At 51.2% G+C, this 18,777-nt stretch carries 15 protein-coding genes and 1 pseudogene; 13 read left to right on the plus strand and 3 right to left on the minus strand.

Features of this window, described 5'->3' with window-relative positions; translation table 11 throughout:
- Nucleotides 1-31: 31 nt before the first annotated feature.
- Entirely contained in the window at nt 32-1,270 is a 1,239-nt protein-coding gene (locus tag VIN66_RS01170) for a DUF819 domain-containing protein (protein ID WP_331922287.1), read from the minus strand.
- 120 nt (nt 1,271-1,390) lie between these two features.
- A complete protein-coding gene (locus VIN66_RS01175) occupies nt 1,391-1,738 on the minus strand; it encodes a HopJ type III effector protein (RefSeq protein ID WP_331922288.1) in 348 nt (115 codons plus the stop codon).
- A 180-nt stretch (nt 1,739-1,918) separates the two neighbouring features.
- On the opposite strand from VIN66_RS01175, the gene VIN66_RS01180 reads away from it, so the two are divergent.
- Both VIN66_RS01180 and VIN66_RS01185 read left to right on the plus strand, forming a co-directional pair.
- Nucleotides 1,919-3,298 (plus strand): DNA-3-methyladenine glycosylase 2 family protein, encoded by a 1,380-nt coding sequence (locus VIN66_RS01180; protein WP_331922289.1) that lies wholly within the window; start codon nt 1,919-1,921, stop codon nt 3,296-3,298.
- 3 nt (nt 3,299-3,301) lie between these two features.
- Nucleotides 3,302-3,751, plus strand: a complete 450-nt coding sequence (locus tag VIN66_RS01185; protein WP_331922290.1) for a methylated-DNA--[protein]-cysteine S-methyltransferase — start codon at nt 3,302-3,304, stop codon at nt 3,749-3,751.
- Nucleotides 3,752-3,780: 29 nt separating this feature from the next.
- Here VIN66_RS01185 and VIN66_RS01190 read toward each other — a convergent pair whose 3' ends face one another.
- Complete coding sequence (locus VIN66_RS01190) at nt 3,781-4,317, minus strand: outer membrane beta-barrel protein (protein WP_331922291.1); 537 nt, start codon at nt 4,315-4,317, stop codon at nt 3,781-3,783.
- Between the two features lie 205 nt (nt 4,318-4,522).
- Between VIN66_RS01190 and VIN66_RS01195 the strand changes: the two genes are divergently transcribed.
- From VIN66_RS01195 to VIN66_RS01245, 11 genes and pseudogenes are all read left to right on the plus strand, one after another.
- On the plus strand, nt 4,523-5,410 hold the full coding sequence (locus tag VIN66_RS01195) for a pirin family protein (protein WP_331922292.1): 888 nt from the start codon (nt 4,523-4,525) through the stop codon (nt 5,408-5,410).
- Nucleotides 5,411-5,491: 81 nt separating this feature from the next.
- Complete coding sequence (gene mtnN / locus VIN66_RS01200; protein ID WP_331922293.1) at nt 5,492-6,202, plus strand: 5'-methylthioadenosine/S-adenosylhomocysteine nucleosidase; 711 nt, start codon at nt 5,492-5,494, stop codon at nt 6,200-6,202.
- 1 nt (nt 6,203) lies between these two features.
- Nucleotides 6,204-7,181 carry a cobalamin biosynthesis protein CobD/CbiB gene (locus VIN66_RS01205; protein WP_331922294.1) on the plus strand — a complete coding sequence of 326 codons (978 nt, stop codon included), beginning with the start codon at nt 6,204-6,206 and terminating at the stop codon, nt 7,179-7,181.
- A gap of 146 nt (nt 7,182-7,327) precedes the next feature.
- The gene (locus VIN66_RS01210; protein WP_331922295.1) at nt 7,328-11,809 is read left to right on the plus strand and encodes an EAL domain-containing protein; all 4,482 of its coding nucleotides are present in this window, start codon (nt 7,328-7,330) and stop codon (nt 11,807-11,809) included.
- A gap of 110 nt (nt 11,810-11,919) precedes the next feature.
- Nucleotides 11,920-12,768: a DMT family transporter gene (locus VIN66_RS01215; RefSeq protein WP_331922296.1), complete on the plus strand. Its 849-nt coding sequence runs from the start codon at nt 11,920-11,922 to the stop codon at nt 12,766-12,768.
- 88 nt (nt 12,769-12,856) lie between these two features.
- Nucleotides 12,857-14,290, plus strand: a complete 1,434-nt coding sequence (gene miaB / locus VIN66_RS01220) for a tRNA (N6-isopentenyl adenosine(37)-C2)-methylthiotransferase MiaB (RefSeq protein WP_134057245.1) — start codon at nt 12,857-12,859, stop codon at nt 14,288-14,290.
- Between the two features lie 45 nt (nt 14,291-14,335).
- Nucleotides 14,336-15,337, plus strand: coding sequence for a PhoH family protein (locus tag VIN66_RS01225; protein WP_331922297.1), 1,002 nt, complete (start codon nt 14,336-14,338; stop codon nt 15,335-15,337).
- Nucleotides 15,337-15,798 (plus strand): rRNA maturation RNase YbeY, encoded by a 462-nt coding sequence (gene ybeY / locus VIN66_RS01230; protein WP_331922298.1) that lies wholly within the window; start codon nt 15,337-15,339, stop codon nt 15,796-15,798. Before VIN66_RS01225 ends, ybeY begins: the two co-directional genes overlap by 1 nt.
- A gap of 32 nt (nt 15,799-15,830) precedes the next feature.
- Nucleotides 15,831-16,703: an HlyC/CorC family transporter gene (locus VIN66_RS01235; protein ID WP_331922299.1), complete on the plus strand. Its 873-nt coding sequence runs from the start codon at nt 15,831-15,833 to the stop codon at nt 16,701-16,703.
- A 4-nt stretch (nt 16,704-16,707) separates the two neighbouring features.
- Nucleotides 16,708-18,279: an apolipoprotein N-acyltransferase gene (gene lnt / locus VIN66_RS01240; protein WP_331922300.1), complete on the plus strand. Its 1,572-nt coding sequence runs from the start codon at nt 16,708-16,710 to the stop codon at nt 18,277-18,279.
- A gap of 251 nt (nt 18,280-18,530) precedes the next feature.
- Nucleotides 18,531-18,777, plus strand: a pseudogene (locus VIN66_RS01245) (alkaline serine protease); the annotation flags it as partial.

Raw genomic sequence — 18,777 nt, forward strand, 5'->3', positions numbered from 1 at the left:
TGTCATAGCCACTCCCTGTTAAAATGCTGTTTTACGGCGCAACCTGCTGCAATATCAGGCCGCAAATGTATGCACCATAGGTGCCTAAGCCATACCCCAATACGGCCAGTAACACGCCGACCGGTGCCAGCGACGGGTGGAACGCTGCCGCCACAACCGGTGCAGACGCCGCACCGCCGACATTAGCCTGGCTTCCCACGGCCATGTAAAACATCGGGGCTTTTATCAGTTTCGCCACCAGCAATAGCAAGCCAGCGTGCACAGCCATCCAGACAATACCGACTAAGAACATCAGCGGATAATCCAGAATCGCGGTGACATCCATGTGCATACCAATAGTCGCCACCAGAATATATAAGAAGGCAGAGCCCACTTTCGACGCGCCGGCCGCTTCCAGATTACGCACCCGGGTCGCCGACATGATTAAGCCCAGCGTCGTCGCAATCACAACCAACCAGAAGAAACTGCTGGTTAAGCTGTAAATCGCCAGCTGCGGCGCTACCCGTTCAATCCACGGCGCGATGATGTCAGCCAGAAAATGCGACAACCCTGTTACACCAAAGGCAACGGCGACAATCAGCATAATATCGGTCAGATTAGGAATACGGGCATTTTCTGCTTCATATTGTTCAATCTTTTTGCGCAAGTGCACTATGCCTGACGTATCAGCGCCGTTTTTACGATCAAAAAACTCGGCCCGGCTGGCGATAAACAGCAACACCGCCATCCAGACATTGGCCACCAGCACATCTACCGTGATCATCACAGAGAAAATACTGCCATCAACATCAAACACTTCTTTCATTGCAGCCTGATTGGCCCCGCCGCCTATCCAGCTGCCGGCAATTGTCGTCATACCGCGCCAGACATCTCCGCCAAGTTCCTGTGGAAACAGGTATCCCATCGCCAGCAACGCCAGCGGGCCGCCGATGACAATACCGGCCGTACCGGTTAAGAACATGATCAACGCCTTAGGGCCAAGGCCAAGAATAGCTTTAAAATCAACGCTTAGCGTTAACAGCACCAGACTGGCCGGCAGCAGATAACGTGACGCCATTTTGTATAGCGAGGAACCTTCACCGTCAATAATGCCGAAACTGTTAAATAACGACGGAATGAAGTAGCACAGCAGTAATGCCGGCACATAGGTGTAAAAAGCTTTAAAAAAGCGGTTATCACTGTGACTGGTATAAAATACGGCGCCTAGAATGACCGCCATTAAACCAAGTACTACGGCATCATTGGTGATAAGTACACTGGATTCTTGCATAGGGGACCCTGAAAATTGGATTATTATTGTCAGCACAAACGGCTGTCAAAATAACACAGGGCTTTGGCTTCGCAAAGTCAGGCAGGATAAGCCGCAGCGGATCTGCGCTGACACACCTTGCTACTGCGGTGTTTTTTCCTGTAACGGCCGCTGATCAAATTCAACACCGCTCCAGCCGGTACGGATAAAATTGCGGATGTTCTGGTGGTCGTCTGATTGCGGCGTTTCCAGTACCAGGCGGTAATAATCACCAAACAGGTGCAATGTCTGCGGCTCAGATAGCTGATGCAACAGGCCAAATGCCAATATCTTGCATGAACCGTTATTCTCACCGGCTGCATTATGCAGATCACCGTTCTTAAATGCCGTCGGCGTGAAATGATACAAAGCATCAATCAGACTGATACTTTGTTCAAAACTGATGCTCTGCGGTTCTACACTCAACTGAATAAAAAACTGCTGCAACATACTGAATTCCTGCCGGGCTCTGTTAAAGAGGGTATGCGCTGATACTAAAGGCAGCACAGCGACTTCGCAATACCACCAAGGTCGCAGTAACATTAATTTACTATTCAGTACCGGATCCGGCCAGTATCAGTAGCTGATATTGATATACTGCAATCAAGTTTACTTAACACCGGGTAAAACATGTTATCGGCCACTACTTGTCAGCAGGCCAGGCTGGCCCGCGATGCGCGCTTTGACGGTTTGTTTTTTACTGCCGTCAGCAGCACCGGTATTTATTGCCGGCCCATTTGCCCGGCAAGAGCGCCAGCGGAACAACATGTCAGTTACTACTTTAGCGCAGCGGCAGCCAGTGCGGCTGGCTTTCGCCCTTGTCTGCGCTGCCGGCCAGACAGCGCACCGGGCTCTGCCGCCTGGCAGGGTACCCAAACCACCTTACAACGTGCACTAAGGCTGATTGATGAGGGCGCACTGCAACAACATTCACAGGCTGAGCTGTCACAGCGATTGGGCATTAGCGAGCGCTATCTGCGCAAACTGTTTCAGCAGCAACTTGGCGTTGCCCCTAAGCAATATGCGCTAATGCAGCAGGTATTGTTTGCCAAAAAACTGCTGCATGAAACAACGTTGCCGGTTTCGGCCGTAGCATTTCAGTCAGGCTTTAACAGCCTGCGCCGCTTTAACGATGCGTTTAAACAACAGTTACAGCTTACGCCGGCCAGTATCCGCCGCCATCGCAGTACTGGTAGTGAAATGATTGAACTGGAGCTCAGCTACCGTCCGCCGCTGGCATGGCAACGGATGCTGAATTTCTGGCAGCAGCGCACACTTAACGGTATCGACTGGGTAGATGGCCAAACTTATGGCCGCACTTTTAGCTGGCAACAGCAGGCGGGCTGGCTTGATATTACGCCACGCTCTCAAAGCAGTTTAACGTTGAAACTTCACTGGCCTGGCAAACAGGGCCTGTTTCATCTGGTACAGCACCTGCGCCGTTTACTCGATTTAGATGCCAATATGCTGCAAATAGAGCAGCAGCTACAAAACCACCCATTGTTTACTGACAAAATCATCAGTGGTCTGCGCATACCTGGCGTCTGGGACAGCTGGGAAGCCGGCGTAAGGGCGGTACTTGGCCAACAAGTGAGTGTGGCAGGCGCCCGCACCCAGCTTAACCGCTTGGTCGAGGCGTTGGGCCAAGCTGTAGCCGCGGATAAAAAGCTGTTCCCCACTCCCGGCGCAGTGATACAAAGCGACCTGCAAATGATCAAGGTGCCGCAGGCCAGACGGGATACGTTAAAAGCGCTGGCCGCCTTTGTGCTGCAGCAGCCTGAAGCCGATCCCGGGCAGTGGCAGCAGATTAAAGGCATCGGGCCCTGGACAATAAACTATGCCAGATTACGGGGTTTATCTGACAGTGATATCTGGCTTGGCGGCGACCTGGGGGTGCAAAAAGCGCTGGCAAAGCATGCCGATAACGGTTCTGTTGCTTTGGCGCACAGCAATCTGGCACCGTGGCGTAGCTACGCGACGTTTCAGTTATGGTTTAGCTTAGGAGACTAATGCATGTATACCCAATATATTGACAGCCCACTTGGGCCGGTAAAAATCGCGGCGTCAGCTGCCGGGATCAGCGAAATACGCTTTGTCAGCCAGACTGCTGCGGAACATCGCTCTGCGTTGACTGAGCAGGCGGCACAGCAACTGAGCGATTATTTCGGCGGTAGCCTCACCCGCTTCAGCCTGCCGCTTGATGCCGCCGGTACGTCGTTTCAGCATAAGGTCTGGCAGGCACTGTGCAGGGTTCCTTTTGGCACCACCTGCAGCTACACCACCATCGCCGGTGATATCAATAATATTAAAGCGGTACGGGCCGTCGGCGCCGCCAATGGCCGTAACCCGATAGCGATAGTAGTGCCCTGCCACCGTGTGATCGGCGCCAACGGTACACTAACCGGCTATGCCGGCGGGCTGGATAAAAAAGCCTGGCTGCTAAAACACGAACAGCGCCGTTAGGCGCTGCTCTTAATTTATATAAAGGTATATCAGAACTGGTAAGACACACCAAAACGGAATTCATTTTTAGTGTCGCCGCTGTTCAGCGCAATATTGCTGCGAATAGCCCAGTCCGGGCTTAAATAAAAAGCAATACCACCCGCTAAACTGCCATGGTCATCACCGATAGAATGGTAAGCAGCTTCAGAATACAACTCTACCTGTGGTGTTAACGGGTGGCGCAAACCTACACCGGCGTAACCACCGGTATCGTCAGCATCACCAGACGCATTCTCAATACCTGCCAGCACGTACGTTTGGGTGGTAGGTGAAAAATCCAGTTTAAAACCGGTCAAGTAGTTCACGCCAGCCTGCACGAAATTCACATCAAAAGGTCCCTCTGACAGGCGGGTATAAGTTCCTTCCACCACCCAGTTACCATCCAGGCGATAAGAACCTTCAATATAAGGGCCATCGCCACCGGCGTCAGTATAACCTGCGCCAACATAGTCCCATTTAATATTTGCCTGTGCGCCAGCAGCAAACATAGTTGCAATAATACCTGCTAATACGTAAGACTTTTTCATATTGTTACTCCTTGTTTTCCCTGTAGCAGAGATCTTGGGTATTACTCAGTTTGTTGGGACACAGCTTAGCGGCGGCGAATTAACACTGGCTGAACTGTATAACAGCCATAAGCATTCTATTTTATAGAAAGTTAACGGGCTAATTATGCAGTTTTCATTTCGATTAACTTAAGGCTTAATGGTGAAAATGACTCTGGAGGACGTTATGACAGCTAGAATTTTACAACGCCTGATCCCTTCGATTGCGGCTTCAGACGGCGCCGGCGTAAAAATAAAGCGCAGCCTGGGGCAGAATCCGCACACCAGGCTGGACCCGTTTCTGATGCTGGATTTTTTTGGTTCAGACAAGGCCGGCGACTACATTAAAGGTTTTCCTCCGCATCCACACCGGGGGTTTGAAACCGTTACCTATATGCTTGATGGCCATATGCTGCACGAAGATCATCTGGGTAATCGCGGTCACCTTAAATCTGGCGGCGTGCAATGGATGACAGCGGGCCGGGGTATTATTCATTCTGAAATGCCACAGCAAGAAGCCGGGCTGATGCAAGGATTCCAGCTTTGGCTGAACTTGCCGGCAAAAGAAAAAATGAAAGCCGCTGCTTATGTTGATATTGCCCCCGCGCAGATCCCGCAACTTAACCTGCCTCAAGGCAGTGCCAAAGTGATTGCCGGTACCCTGCAAAGCGGTAATCTGCAGCAAAGCGGGCCGATCCAGGGCCTGACGACAGACCCGCAGTACTACGATTTGCAGTTGGAAGCCGGTCAGACCCTTAGCCTGCAACTGCCGGTCACACACAATGCCTTTGTCTACCCTTATGCTGGCGAGGTGCTGGTGCAGGATGACAAAGAACTGCGCAAAGTCCCTGAGCACCATGCCGGTGTCCTGACCCACGGCAATACCCTAACACTGGTGGCCGAACACAGCAGCCGTGTGCTGGTGCTGGCTGCTGCACCTATAGGCGAACCTATAGTGCAGTACGGGCCTTTTGTGATGAACAGCATGGCGGAAATAGAGCAGGCTATCAGCGATTACCAGCAGGGTAAGCTGACCGGAGATACTGCGGCAGCGACTATTCAACTGGCACAATAACAATAGATAACGCCATGAAAAGCGGGATTTTACCGCCATGGCGTTTTATACTAGCAGCTTTGTAATGACAGAGACTGCAACATGCAACAGATTGGTATTATCGGCGCCATGGAGCCAGAGGTGGCGCTGCTGCGCCAGCAAATTAATAATGTCAGCTGCACCGAACTGGGTGGCTACAGCTTCTACAGCGGTGAACTGGCGGGTGTTCAGGTGGTACTGGTGCAATCCGGTATTGGTAAAGTGGCTTCAGCACTGGCAACCGCGCTGCTGATCCAGCATTTCAAGCCTACGGCCGTCATCAATACCGGTTCTGCCGGCGGTTTTGACCCAGAGCTGAATGTCGGTGATATCGTCATCAGTACAGAAGTACGTCATCACGATGTTGACGTTACCGCTTTTGGTTATGAAATCGGCCAGGTACCTCAGATGCCGCCAGCATTCGCTGCACACCCCAAATTAATCAGTGCCGCAGAGCAAAGTATTCAGGCGCTGGGCTTTTGCAACACGAAAAAAGGCCTGATTGCTACCGGCGACAGCTTTATCTGCGATCCGACGCGTATTGCTGTTATTCGTCAGCAGTTCCCAACCATGCTGGCAGTAGAAATGGAAGGTGCCGCTATAGCTCAGGTTTGCCATATGCTGAAAACACCTTTTGTCGTAATCCGCAGTTTAAGCGACATTGCCGGTAAAGAATCGCCACAGTCTTTTGAGGCCTATCTGGAAGTTGCCTCGAAAAACAGCTCTGCGATGGTGCTGGAGCTGCTGCAGCGCCTGGACGGGGTGACACTGTAATATGCCATGGCCGCTTGGCATAACCTGGCCATCAGCGCTATCAGCATATCCTGCCATCTTGCTGCTGGTCGTGCTGGCAACCTGGCTGCTACCTATGCCAGCGGCGTACCACCCACTAACGCTGTTTCGCTATTTTGCTCAGCAGCTGGCGGCCAAAGTGAACCCCGATCCTAGGCGGTCGCGGCAGCAGCTTTATATTTCAGGCAGTTTGGCTCTTCTGGTCGCCTGGTTGCCTGCGATGGCGCTACTGTACAGTCTGTATCTGTTTTCAGAATTGCCTCTGGTACTTGATGCCCTGCTGTTGTATGCCAGTCTGGATTGGTATAGCACGCAGCAACAGGCAAAAACAGTGCTGCAGCGCCTGCAGGCCGGGCAGCTGACGCTGGCCCGCGAGCAGGCAAAGCCACTGCTGTGCCGCAAAACCACAACACTCAGTGAAATGGGCCTGACTAAAGCACTACTGGAAAGCCTGACACTGCGCTCTGCCTGCCATGTTGTCGGGGTTTGTCTGGCATTTTTGCTAGGCGGCGGACTGGCCGCAGTGGGTTATCGCTTGCTGACAGAACTGCAGCAGCAATGGAACCCTAAACGAGATCAGTACCGTCATTTTGGCACCCCGACAACCAGCCTGGCCGGGCTGCTTACTGCCATCCCCAAGTTAGTAAGCTGCCTGCTGTTGGCATTGCAGCATGGTGTATGGCGCAGTTACCAGCTATGCCGGACAACGCGTCGTTTTAATATTAACCGTAGCTCTTTCTGGCTGCTGTGCTGTGCCAGTGCGGCGCTGCGCCGCAGCCTCGGTGGCCCGGTGTATTACAACGGGCTCAAACAACAACGCAGTAAAATTGTGCAACCCAACGAACCCGTGGTGAAAGACATCCAAAGCGCCATCAGCATGTTGCAGTTCTCGCATTTGTATCTGCTGATCATGATTACCGGCGGCAGTCTGCTGCAGTTAGTCTGGCAACTGAAACATTAAACATCAGGCCATCAACAGCACTGGACAGTCAGTGCCATCTCGTTATATGTTTTGCCACGAGCCGCAGATGTAGCGCCAATAAAATTAATAAAGCTACAACAGGAGTATCAGTGAATTTTTTGCCGCACTTTTTGCGCTGCCTGAGTATGTGTTTGTTACTTGTGGTCTGCAGCACTATCGCAGCGCCGCTGCTGCGGCCGTTAACGCCGGATCAGGGTTTGTCACAGGGTTCAGTGCGTGATTTGTTATTGGATAACGACGGCTTTCTCTGGCTGGCCACCGACGGCGGCATTAACCGTTACGACAGTACCCGCATAAACCACATCAACGCAGAAGGCTATCAGCTCAGAGAGCTGCCTTTTAATAAATTACTACAAGATTCCAGCGGCAGGATCTGGGCCGCTTCCGCCCACGCTGGCATCTATTTATTTAACCCGGATAGCGCCGTATTTGAACTGTTTATGCCTATGCCAAAACCGGCAAACAATGAACAAGCCGCGCCCGGCAGTATTATTTCAATCCTGGAATATGATAAAGAAACTTTGCTATTTCTGATGGATGACGCGCTATATCGCCTACCGCTTTCTACAGCGACGCCTCAGCGGCTTTTTAGTCTGTCTGAGCAGGGTGTGGAAAATGGTTGGCTTCGTACTGCGCTGGTAAAGGATGGCAATATTTTTATCGGGGCTTTTAACGGTTTATATTTTCTCGATTATGCTAATCAAAAGGTCACGCTGCTACCCCACCTGACGCCTGCCATGGCGGCAGCTGAAAACACTAACCATGACGATCAAAAGCACGTTAAATATCTTGAGCTGAAACACGGGCGTATCTGGATCGGAACCGTTGAAGGACTTTACAGTATTGCGACTGCCGACATACAGCAGTATCTGCAGCACGAGCACATCTACACACCGCAGCAACATGTTTCCCGGCATAATATATGGCAACTGTTATGGCATGAAGAGCAGGCCTTGCTTGCTACTGAGCAGGGTTTATATCAGTTTGATCCGGCAGACAACAGTATTGCCCTGCTGTTGCAGCTAACGCAAAGCGGTCTGGGGTTATTTGATAACAATATTCTCGACATCGTTGCCGATAATTACGGTGGCTATTGGCTTGGTTCCAGAGACGATGGCGCCTATTACTGGCATCCGCGCAGTGCAGCATTTAGCAGCATTAGCCGCCAGGCTGATAGCCAAAATAGCCTGAGCAGCGAGAAGGTTTATTCACTGAAAGCAGCCGACAATCACATCTTGTGGATTGGCACCAGTAATGGCCTTAACCGTCTTGACCTGGCCTCAGGCGAGATTACTCAGTATCTGGTCAATAGTGATACCAAAGCTGTCTGGCACAGCGGTACCATTTTAGCGATATTTCCGCTCAGTGATACTCAGCTGTGGTTACAGACCGCATCGGGGTTGCGCTTATTTGATATCAACGAAAACCAGCTTAGCCTGCCGCCTGGAAATAATGATACTGACACCCAGCTGTTGGCATCATCGGTCCGCTTCGCTTACCGTTTCAACAAGCAGTTTTATTTCGCCATCGACAATGCCTATTACCGTTATCAGCCTGATAGCGGTGAGCTGGAACCATTACCAGAACTTGATCGTGTTTTTGGCAATCTGATATTCGGGGGTTTTATCGGAGAAACCGCAAAACCCGGCCAACTGCTGTTATCAGCGGCAGATCAGCTTTGGTTATATGACACCACACAGCGCCAAGTCAGCTTGCTATACCAATACCCACACTATCAGCCTGAGCTTAACCGGCAGGCGGATGCAATGGTCAGTGACAACTATGGTACTTTATGGGTCGGCTTTGCTAGCCATGGCTTGATGGGCTTTGATCTGGACTCGCTGCAGCTTAAGCACAGCTTGAGCGTCGCTGATAATGCCTACGGCTTGCAGCGTGATGAACAAGGCTATATCTGGTTTTCTTCGCATAAAGGCCTGTTCCGGCTCGATCCTCAGTCGCTGCAGGCAGAGCACTTCACCAAAGCGGATGGCCTGCCAACCCATGAATATAATGGCGCTGCGTCTACCAGTTTGCCCGATGGCAAACTGGCGTTTGGCAGTATGCGCGGCGTTACCATGGTTAACACGAACGCCTTAAGCACGGAAGCTCTTAAACCGTCAGCCGTGATAACCGGTATCAGCACACAAACCGGTACCCAGCTGCAGCTGCATGGCAACCTGAATGAGCACCATATTAATGTGTCGTATCAGGATTTTGGTATTGAACTGAATTTCAGCAGCATGAACTTTCGTGATGCACATAAAATGCAATATCGGTTCTGGCTGGAAGGGGCACAGCAATTACGATATCCGGCGCAACAAAGCAGTAAAGTCGTGTTTCCGCAGCTAAGCCGCGGTGACTATACCTTTTACGTCGTTGCCATATCGCCTACCAACGGTCAGGAAAGTGAACCGGCCAGAATATTTTTGCATGTATCAGCCAGTCCCTGGCTGTCGGCCTGGGCAATACTAGCCTATATCTTACTGGTGCTGACAGTCGGTGGTTACCTGCTGTCCATCCGTCGTAAACAGCATCATCTTATCCGTCAGGCTCATCGCAAAGTGCGTCTGAGCGAACAGCGGTTAAAACAGGCGCTGGCGTCTGTTGATAGCGGCGCCTGGGAGTGGCAGGCCGAAACTAACTTGTTCTATGCCTCCAGAGTGCAACAAATGCTCGGTTATCCGGAAAATATGAACCCGATGACGTTGCCGCAGCATGAAGCCCTGATCCACCCTGATGATAAAGCCAACTACACAGCACAATGGCAGCGTTTTATCCAGCAACCGGACCAAAGTTTCGATTGTACCTTCCGCATGCAACACCGGGATGGCCACTGGTTATGGTTCAGAGACATCGGCAAAGCAACCGAACAAGATGAGAACTCCACAGTACTTCGTGTATTAGGCACCTTTAGTAATATTACCGAAACACGGGCCAGTCAGGAAAAAGCCCGCTTATTTGGCGAAGCTTTTCAGCAGACCCGTGACTGGGTAGTGATACTGGATCATCAACAAAGGGTTATTGCCGCCAACCAGTCATTTTCCACTGCCTTTGGTAGCCTGGAACAATATATCGATCAGCCACGCACCCATCATCTTGGCATCAGTCTGGTCAGACGACGCTTTTACACCAAGCTGCTGCGCAGTATGCAAAGTGGTCAGCACTGGCAGGGGGAAGAACAGGTTATTACTCCGGATGGTCGCGAACGGCCGACGCTGATCAATATCAGTGCCATAGGTGAGCAACAGCAAACCTTCTTTGTGCTGGTATTTACCGATATTACCGCGCAGAAAATGGCTGAAGATGAACTACGTTACCTGGCTAACTACGACGCCTTAACCGGATTGCCGAACCGTGCCTTGCTGATGGACAGGATATATCACGGTATCGATCAGGCGCGTCGGGACAAGCGCAGCTTGGCGTTGTGTTTTATCGATCTGGATAAGTTTAAGCAGATTAATGACTCGCTCGGTCACGACATTGGTGATCTGTTGTTAAAAGAAGTTGCCAAGCGCTTAACCTCAACGCTGCGCGACAGTGATACGGTAGCCCGTCTGGGTGGAGATGAGTTTGTCATTCTGCTCGAAGGCTATAAGAATGATGACAACATCAGCCATGTCGCGCGCAAAATGCTTACCGTAGTCAGTGAACCCATGCAACTGGGAACTCATACCGTTGGTGTGTCACCCAGTATCGGTATCGCCGTTTATCCGGAAGATGCCATTAATGCTACTGAGCTGCTGAAACATGCCGATGTGGCGATGTATCACGCCAAAGAAGCCGGACGGAATAACTACCAGTTTTTTACCGCCGAAATGAACGAGAAAGCCCACATGCGACTGGCGCGTGAGACCCGCTTACGTAATGCGTTGCATAGTGACGAATTTGTCAATTTCTATCAGCCCATTATTAACAGCCAGACCAACTGCATTGTAGGCGCGGAAGTATTGCTACGCTGGCAAAGTAGCGAGGGGCTGATATCGCCTGCAGAATTTATTCCGCTGTCTGAAGAACTGCGTTTAATTATCAAAATGACGCAGCAACTACTGGAGCGTGCGCTGGCCGATCTTAAAAAATGGCACAACAGCGGCCATCAGTTGTACTTGTCGGTAAATCTGTCAACACAACACCTGGAGCAGCCATCACTGGCTGAACATACCCGCAGTCTGCTGCAAAAGTACGATTTACCCGCCTGTTGCCTGCGCTTTGAAGTAACAGAAAGCGCGCTGATGCGTGATCACCGCAGTGCGATAGATACAATGCTGGCCTTAAGTGAATTGGGCATACAACTGGCGCTGGACGATTTTGGTACCGGCTATTCGTCACTCAAATACCTGAAAGAACTGCCTATAGACGGTATTAAAATTGACCGCAGTTTCGTGCAGGACATTGGTATCGACAGCAGTGATGAAACCATCATCGAAGCCATGCTGAGCATGGCAAATAGTCTGGGCATGTACTGTGTGGCCGAAGGTGTTGAAACCGAACAGCAGCTGGCATTTTTCAGCAGGCGTCAGTGTTACCTTATTCAGGGGTATCTGTTCGCCAGGCCAATGCCAGAGCAGGATATGTTTGCTTTTTTACAGCAAGAACATGCCAGCCTCTGACCACTATGCGCCAGGCTGCACTGGCGCTGAGATAACTTTTAAGCCACTGATGCCAGACCGGTTAATGACTCTGGTATACTGAGTCCCCCTAGAGCGCCACCCGGATTGTTATGCTGTCGCCCCTCGTTAAAGGAGCCTTGCTGTTACTGCTGGCTGAAGCCTGCTTCGCCGGTATCGGCGCCATCGTCAAATTCACCAGCGGCACAGCGTCTGAAGTCCAGGTGGTATTCTTCCGGAATTTCTTCGCATTACTGCTAATGCTGCCGTTTTTGTATAAACATGGCTTTGGCCTGCTAAAAACCAGACGCTGGTATTTGCATTTAAGCCGGGCACTGACTGGCATCATCTCAATGTATTGCTTTTTCTACGTGCTGGCCCGCCTGCCACTGGCGCAGGGCATGCTGGTGTTATTGCTATCGCCTTTTATTGTACCGGTGATAGCACGTTTCTGGCTAAAAGAGCGCCCCAGCCGCCTGACACTGTTCAGTATTTTACTGGGTTTTGTCGGTGTATTGCTGGCGTTGCCTGCGGACTATGGCAGTGCCGAAGCCATATTGCTGGTAGGGCTGCTGTCAGCAGTGCTGGTTGCGGTAACCAAAACCACTATCCGCTATATGTCGGATACTGAACCCGCGGTGCGTATTGTATTTTACTTTTCGCTGCTGACAGCCGTGCTGTCTGCGATCCCGGTGCCATTTTACTGGCAACCCCTGAACAATGATGTCTGGCTGGCATTTATCGGCATGGGGGTGTTAGCAGCCACCGGCCAGCTTGCGATGACACGCGCCTATGCTGTAGCCCCTGCCAGTGATATCGGCATGTGGACCTACAGCAGTGTTATCTTTGCCGGCCTGTTTGGTTATTTGTTCTGGCAGGAACCGGTCAGCGCGGCCTGGTTTGGCGGTGTACTGGTGATTTTCTATGCCGGCTATATCACCACCAGACAAAGATTGTTCTGAGGCTTTGACGCCAACGCTGGCAACGCGCAGCCGAACAGGCTAAAATACGCTCCTTTTTTCGATGTGACAAGACAGGTAACAACACGCAATGGGCAAAAAGCTGCACATTAAAACCTGGGGCTGCCAGATGAACGAATACGATTCATCGAAAATGGCTGACCTGCTGGATTCTACTCATGGCTACACACTGACAGAGGAAGCCGAAGAGGCAGACGTTATTCTGCTGAACACCTGCTCTATCCGTGAAAAAGCGCAGGAGAAAGTATTCCATCAGCTGGGACGCTGGCGCCCGCTGAAGGAGAAGAATCCAGATCTGGTGATCGGTGTCGGCGGTTGCGTGGCATCACAGGAAGGCGCCGCCATCCGTGAGCGTGCACCTTATGTTGATATTGTCTTTGGCCCGCAAACCCTGCACCGCCTGCCGGAAATGATCAATGCCGTACGTGGCTCCAAGTCACCGGTGGTGGATGTGTCTTTCCCTGAAATCGAAAAGTTTGACCGCTTACCAGAGCCAAAAGCCGAAGGTCCGACCGCCTTTGTGTCTATCATGGAAGGCTGTTCAAAATACTGTACTTTCTGTGTCGTACCCTATACCCGCGGCGAAGAAGTCAGCCGACCGCTGGACGATGTGCTATTCGAAATTGCTCAGTTAGCTGAGCAGGGTGTACGCGAAGTGAACCTGCTGGGGCAAAACGTCAATGCTTACCGCGGTGAGAAGTTTGATGGCAGCATCTGCCACTTCTCGGAGTTGCTGCGTTTGGTAGCGGCGATCGACGGTATTGATCGGATCCGCTACACCACATCACATCCGGTCGAATTTACCGACGATATTATCGACGTTTACCGCGACGTGCCGGAGCTGGTTGATCACCTGCACCTGCCGGTACAAAGCGGCTCAGACCGTATTTTGAATCTGATGAAACGCGGCCATACCGCACTGGAATACAAAGCACAAATCCGTAAGCTGAAGCGCATCCGGCCTAACCTGAGCATGTCATCTGATTTCATTATCGGCTTCCCGGGTGAAGAAGATACAGATTTTCAGGCCACGATGGATCTGATTCAGGCGATAGATTTTGATATGAGCTTCAGCTTTATTTACAGTGCCCGCCCGGGTACGCCTGCGGCAGATTTGCCGGATGATATATCTGAAGACACCAAGAAACAGCGACTGTATATTCTGCAGGACCGTATCAACCAGCAGGCACTGCGTATCGCACGTGGCATGCTCGGCACTGAGCAGCGGATTCTGGTAGAAGGGCCGTCAAAGAAAAATATTATGGAACTGACCGGCCGTACCGAGAATAACCGGGTAGTGAACTTTGAAGGCTCACCTGACATGATTGGGCAGTTTGTTGATGTGCGGATCACGGATGTGTTCAGTAACTCATTACGCGGTGAGCTTATCCGCACCGAAGCCGATATGGGCTTACGCCGCGATACAGCACCACAGCAAATTCTGGCCCGGCAAAAAACAGAACCTGTGGCCGACACCCTTGGCGTGACAACCTTTATACCGTAATTCATCCGGGGGCTTTATAGCCCCCTTTTATTCAGAGGCAGGCATTTGAGCACCCCTTTACACACGGCAGATTTAACCCTCGAAGACGCAGACAGCAGACGCTTAACCCTGTTGTGCGGACCTTTTGACGACAACCTAAAGCATATAGAACGGCGCTTACTGGTCGACATCAGCCACCGCGATAACCAACTGAAAGTAGCAGGCCCGGCCGACAACGTCGCCGCCGCCCTGGATGTGCTGCAGCAGTTGTATAGCGCGACCTCTGCCCCGGGTGCCGAACTTACACCGGAACAGGTGCATTTACTGATTAGTCAGAACTACGACATTCAATATCAGCAACAGGACGGTGAACAACAGGATTTTAGCCTGAAAACCAAAAAGGGCCTGATTAAACCGCGTAATCCGAATCAGGCAGCTTATGTTGCCAATGTGCTAAAACATGATGTCTGCTTCGGCATAGGCCCGGCCGGTACCGGTAAAACCTATCTGGCGGTAGCCTGTGCAGTTGATGCGCTGGAGCGCAATCTGGTCAGACGTATTATTCTGACCCGTCCGGCAGTAGAAGCCGGTGAAAAACTCGGTTTCTTACCGGGTGATTTAGCGCAGAAAGTCGACCCTTACCTGCGCCCGTTGTACGACGCCTTATTTGAGATGCTCGGCTTTGAAAAAGTCGAAAAGTACTTAGAGCGCGGCATTATCGAAATAGCCCCGCTGGCCTATATGCGAGGCCGCACACTGAATGATGCATTCATCATTCTGGATGAGAGCCAGAACACGACCGTTGAACAGATGAAGATGTTCTTAACCCGGATTGGTTTTAGCTCTAAAGCCGTGATCACCGGTGATATCACCCAGGTCGATTTGCCGCGTGGCCAGTATTCCGGTTTAAAGCACGCTATTGATGTACTGAGCGCTGTGGAAGAAATCAGTTTTAACCACTTTACCGCCAAAGACGTGGTGCGCCATCCTATAGTGCAGCGTATTGTCATGGCCTATGAAGCGCATGAAGCCGCTAAACTGGCCGCCACGGCCGCAAAAGGTGACTAATGGCCATAACCCTTGACCTGCAGCTGGCGTTTGACGCGCCGGATCTGCCAACTGAAACGCAGTTTCAGCAGTGGCTGGATGCAGCGGTATTACCGTTTCAGGCCGAAGCAGAAGTAACAATCCGCATTGTCGGCAACGCTGAAAGCCAGCAGCTTAACTTCGATTACCGTGGTAAAGACAAACCCACTAATGTACTGAGTTTTCCGTTTCAGTGTCCACCCGGCATTGAACTGCCCCTGCTGGGCGATTTAGTCATATGCGCTCCCGTGGTGGCGCAAGAAGCACTGCAACAAAATAAAACCCTGAGTGCGCACTGGGCGCATATGGTCGTGCACGGATGCTTGCATTTACTTGGTTTTGACCATATAAATGACGACGATGCTGAGCAAATGGAAACCGAAGAAGTCACCATTTTGCAGCAACTTGGCTTTACTAACCCCTATTTGTTGGATGACGAATAGGTTTTTTTATTTTTTGGAGTAATAGTTCACCCATGAGTGACGACAATCCCCACTCTAGTCGCGGTTCTGCCGGTAAGTCCTGGTTAGATCGGATCGCCAGCATTTTTAACGCAGAACCACAGGATATTTCAGATTTACAGGACATCATCAGTGAAGCGCAGACGCGCAGCCTGATTGATAGCGATACCAAAAGCATGCTGCAAGGCGTACTGGAGGTTTCTAATATGCGGGCCCGCGATATCATGGTGCCGCGCTCGCAGATGGCCACCATTGATATCGACGATACGGTAGCCGATATGCTGCCGATCCTGATGGAAAATAACCACAGCCGTTATCCGGTAGTCAACGAAGATAAAGATCATATCGAAGGCATTTTGCTGGTAAAAGACTTACTGCAATTCGCGCTTGACCCCAACGTTACCGACTGGCACCTGCGCGATTTACTGCGCCCGGCGGTGATCATCCCGGAAAGTAAGCGTGTTGATGCGCTGCTAAAAGAATTCCGCCAGAAACGCTACCACATGGCCATTGTCGTCGATGAATATGGCGGCGTATCTGGCCTGGTTACCATTGAAGATATTCTTGAGCAAATTGTCGGCGAAATTGAAGATGAGCACGACGATGAAGAAGAAAACGATATCAAGAAAATGGCTTCCCGCGTTTTTCAGGTCAGTGCGCTGACGCCACTGGATGAATTTAACGAAACCTTCAATACCACCTTTGATGAAGAAGATGCCGATACCATCGGCGGTATAGTGCTGCACGCCTTCGGCCATATGCCGGCACGTGGCGAGAGTATTGAACTGCAAGGCCTGACATTTAAAGTCAGCAAAGCCAACAGCAGGCGTCTGGTGCAGTTGCAGGTGATCCGCGCCAAAGAACCGGTTGAGTCTGAGGAAAGCTGACATCTTGCCCGCAGTAGCCGCTAAGCTAAAAATGTTATTACCCTATGCTCTGCTGATCCTGGCGGGTGGCTTAACTACTTTGGCATTTGCGCCCTACACCCTGTGGTGGCTGCCGCTACTGACACAGGCATTACTGGTGTTTTATGTACAGCGTGCAACGTCAGTCAAACAAGCTTGTTTGTATGGCTTCAGTTATGGCTTAGGGTGGTTTGGCGTGGGTATCAGCTGGGTGCATGTCAGCATAGACCAGTTTGGTGGCTTGCCGCTGGCTGGCAGTCTGGGCCTGATGGCTCTGCTGGTGGGTTACCTTGCGCTGTTTCCACTACTTGCCAGTGGCCTTAGCTACCAACTGCGTCTGTACCGCATGATGCCGCTGTTGTTTGCTGCTAGCTGGACGCTGGCAGAATGGCTGCGCAGCGTATTACTCACCGGCTTTCCGTGGCTGTCGCTCGGCTATAGCCAGACCTCTGCCGGCCTTAAAGATTTAGCCCCTCTGATTGGTGAAACCGGTATCAGTTTTGTGCTGGCTTTTTCAGCTGCGGCACTGGCACAGCTGACATTCAAGCAAAAACCACTTGCCCGTTACAGCTATGTTATTGTTGCAGGTATCATTTTTGCTGTAAGCCCACAGCTGACGGCGTTCAAAGGCTGGCAGCATACCGATAAAACCCTGTCAGTGCTGCTGGTACAGGGCAATATCAAGCAGGAGCTGCGCTGGGCACCCGAGCAGGAATGGCCAACGATGCTCAAATACATGGATTTAACCCGGCCCCATTTTCAAAGCGATCTGGTGATATGGCCAGAAGCCGCTATACCACAGCTGGAACCTTTGGCTGAAAGCTATCTGGATAATCTGAATCGCGCGGCTTTATATGCCAACACGGCAGTCATCAGCGGCATTCTCGATTACAACTTTAAAACCCAGCAAGCCTGGAACAACCTGATTGTGCTGGGTAAACGTAACCCTGACTCTACCGACGGTGACTATTTCTATGGCCATGGCAACCGCTACAGCAAGCATCACTTGTTGCCTATCGGAGAGTTTGTACCGATGGAAGACTGGCTGCGTAAGCTGGCACCTATCTTTGACCTGCCCATGAGTTCATTCACCCGCGGCAGTTATGTGCAACCCAATCTGGTGGCCAATGGTTATCATCTGCTGCCGGCAATTTGTTTTGAAATCGCTTTTCCGGCCCAGATTGCGGCCAACATGACTGCAGACACTCAACTACTGCTGACTGTCAGCAATGATGCCTGGTTTGGCGACAGCATAGGCCCACTTCAGCATTTACAGATAGCACAGATGCGCGCCCTGGAGTTTGGCCGGCCGCTGCTGCGCGCCACCAATAATGGCGTGACGGCAACCGTCAATGCTGAAGGCGAAATCAGTAAAGTCGCGCCCCAGTTTACCGAAGCAGTACTTACCGACACTGTGCGTTTAACAGAAGGTGTCACACCTTATTCCCGCTTTGGCGATGTCCCTCTGCAGTTACTCAGCATTACGCTGTTACTCTGCTGCGCCGCACGCCGCTATACATTGCGACACGCCAGCCACTCTGGCAACCCAGCCATCTGAACCGCCGTTAACAAACCAGCTTTATTACACTTATTAACAGATAAGCCGCTAACTTATTTCACAAATATCACACGTAAACGCGCTTTCGGGTAAGTTTTAGCCGCCTTATTGCCTTGCGACCGGTTCTGTGGCACAAAGAATCGTGTCGTTAAAAACACACAAATACGATAAAGCGTCAGATTATTGCGACCAATAACAAATAGTCAGTTCTACACACTGGCAAAGTTGTAACACCCAGAGGAAGTAAGTTAATGAAACATAACAAAATATCTGCTATTGCCGCGGCCACGTTGCTGGCGATGGGCTTTACTGCTGCAGCGTCAGCATCTGATCGTGTCATTATTAAAGTTGATAACAGTAAAAAAGGCGTGGTTAAAGCGCTGGCGAAACAGCTTGGCGGCGAGATTAAAGTTGATGCTGACGGTTTTGTCGCAGCGCAGTTTAGCGGCAAATCTCTGAGCGAGATTAAAGGGCTACTAAACAATCCGCATATCGAGC

Source organism: Rheinheimera sp. (genome assembly GCF_036568245.1).
In the GTDB taxonomy this organism is placed as follows: Bacteria; Pseudomonadota; Gammaproteobacteria; order Enterobacterales; family Alteromonadaceae; genus Alishewanella.

What these genes read in the sequence shown, in the direction of transcription:
- VIN66_RS01175 (WP_331922288.1), bottom strand. Translation starts at nt 1,738, where the DNA reads ATGTTGCAGCAGTTTTTTATTCAGTTGAGTGTAGAACCGCAGAGCATC.
- VIN66_RS01205 (WP_331922294.1), top strand. Translation starts at nt 6,204, where the DNA reads ATGCCATGGCCGCTTGGCATAACCTGGCCATCAGCGCTATCAGCATAT.
- VIN66_RS01180 (WP_331922289.1), top strand. Translation starts at nt 1,919, where the DNA reads ATGTTATCGGCCACTACTTGTCAGCAGGCCAGGCTGGCCCGCGATGCG.
- VIN66_RS01235 (WP_331922299.1), top strand. Translation starts at nt 15,831, where the DNA reads ATGAGTGACGACAATCCCCACTCTAGTCGCGGTTCTGCCGGTAAGTCC.
- VIN66_RS01215 (WP_331922296.1), top strand. Translation starts at nt 11,920, where the DNA reads ATGCTGTCGCCCCTCGTTAAAGGAGCCTTGCTGTTACTGCTGGCTGAA.
- VIN66_RS01195 (WP_331922292.1), top strand. Translation starts at nt 4,523, where the DNA reads ATGACAGCTAGAATTTTACAACGCCTGATCCCTTCGATTGCGGCTTCA.
- VIN66_RS01185 (WP_331922290.1), top strand. Translation starts at nt 3,302, where the DNA reads ATGTATACCCAATATATTGACAGCCCACTTGGGCCGGTAAAAATCGCG.
- VIN66_RS01210 (WP_331922295.1), top strand. Translation starts at nt 7,328, where the DNA reads ATGTGTTTGTTACTTGTGGTCTGCAGCACTATCGCAGCGCCGCTGCTG.
- mtnN (WP_331922293.1), top strand. Translation starts at nt 5,492, where the DNA reads ATGCAACAGATTGGTATTATCGGCGCCATGGAGCCAGAGGTGGCGCTG.
- ybeY (WP_331922298.1), top strand. Translation starts at nt 15,337, where the DNA reads ATGGCCATAACCCTTGACCTGCAGCTGGCGTTTGACGCGCCGGATCTG.
- miaB (WP_134057245.1), top strand. Translation starts at nt 12,857, where the DNA reads ATGGGCAAAAAGCTGCACATTAAAACCTGGGGCTGCCAGATGAACGAA.
- VIN66_RS01190 (WP_331922291.1), bottom strand. Translation starts at nt 4,317, where the DNA reads ATGAAAAAGTCTTACGTATTAGCAGGTATTATTGCAACTATGTTTGCT.
- VIN66_RS01170 (WP_331922287.1), bottom strand. Translation starts at nt 1,270, where the DNA reads ATGCAAGAATCCAGTGTACTTATCACCAATGATGCCGTAGTACTTGGT.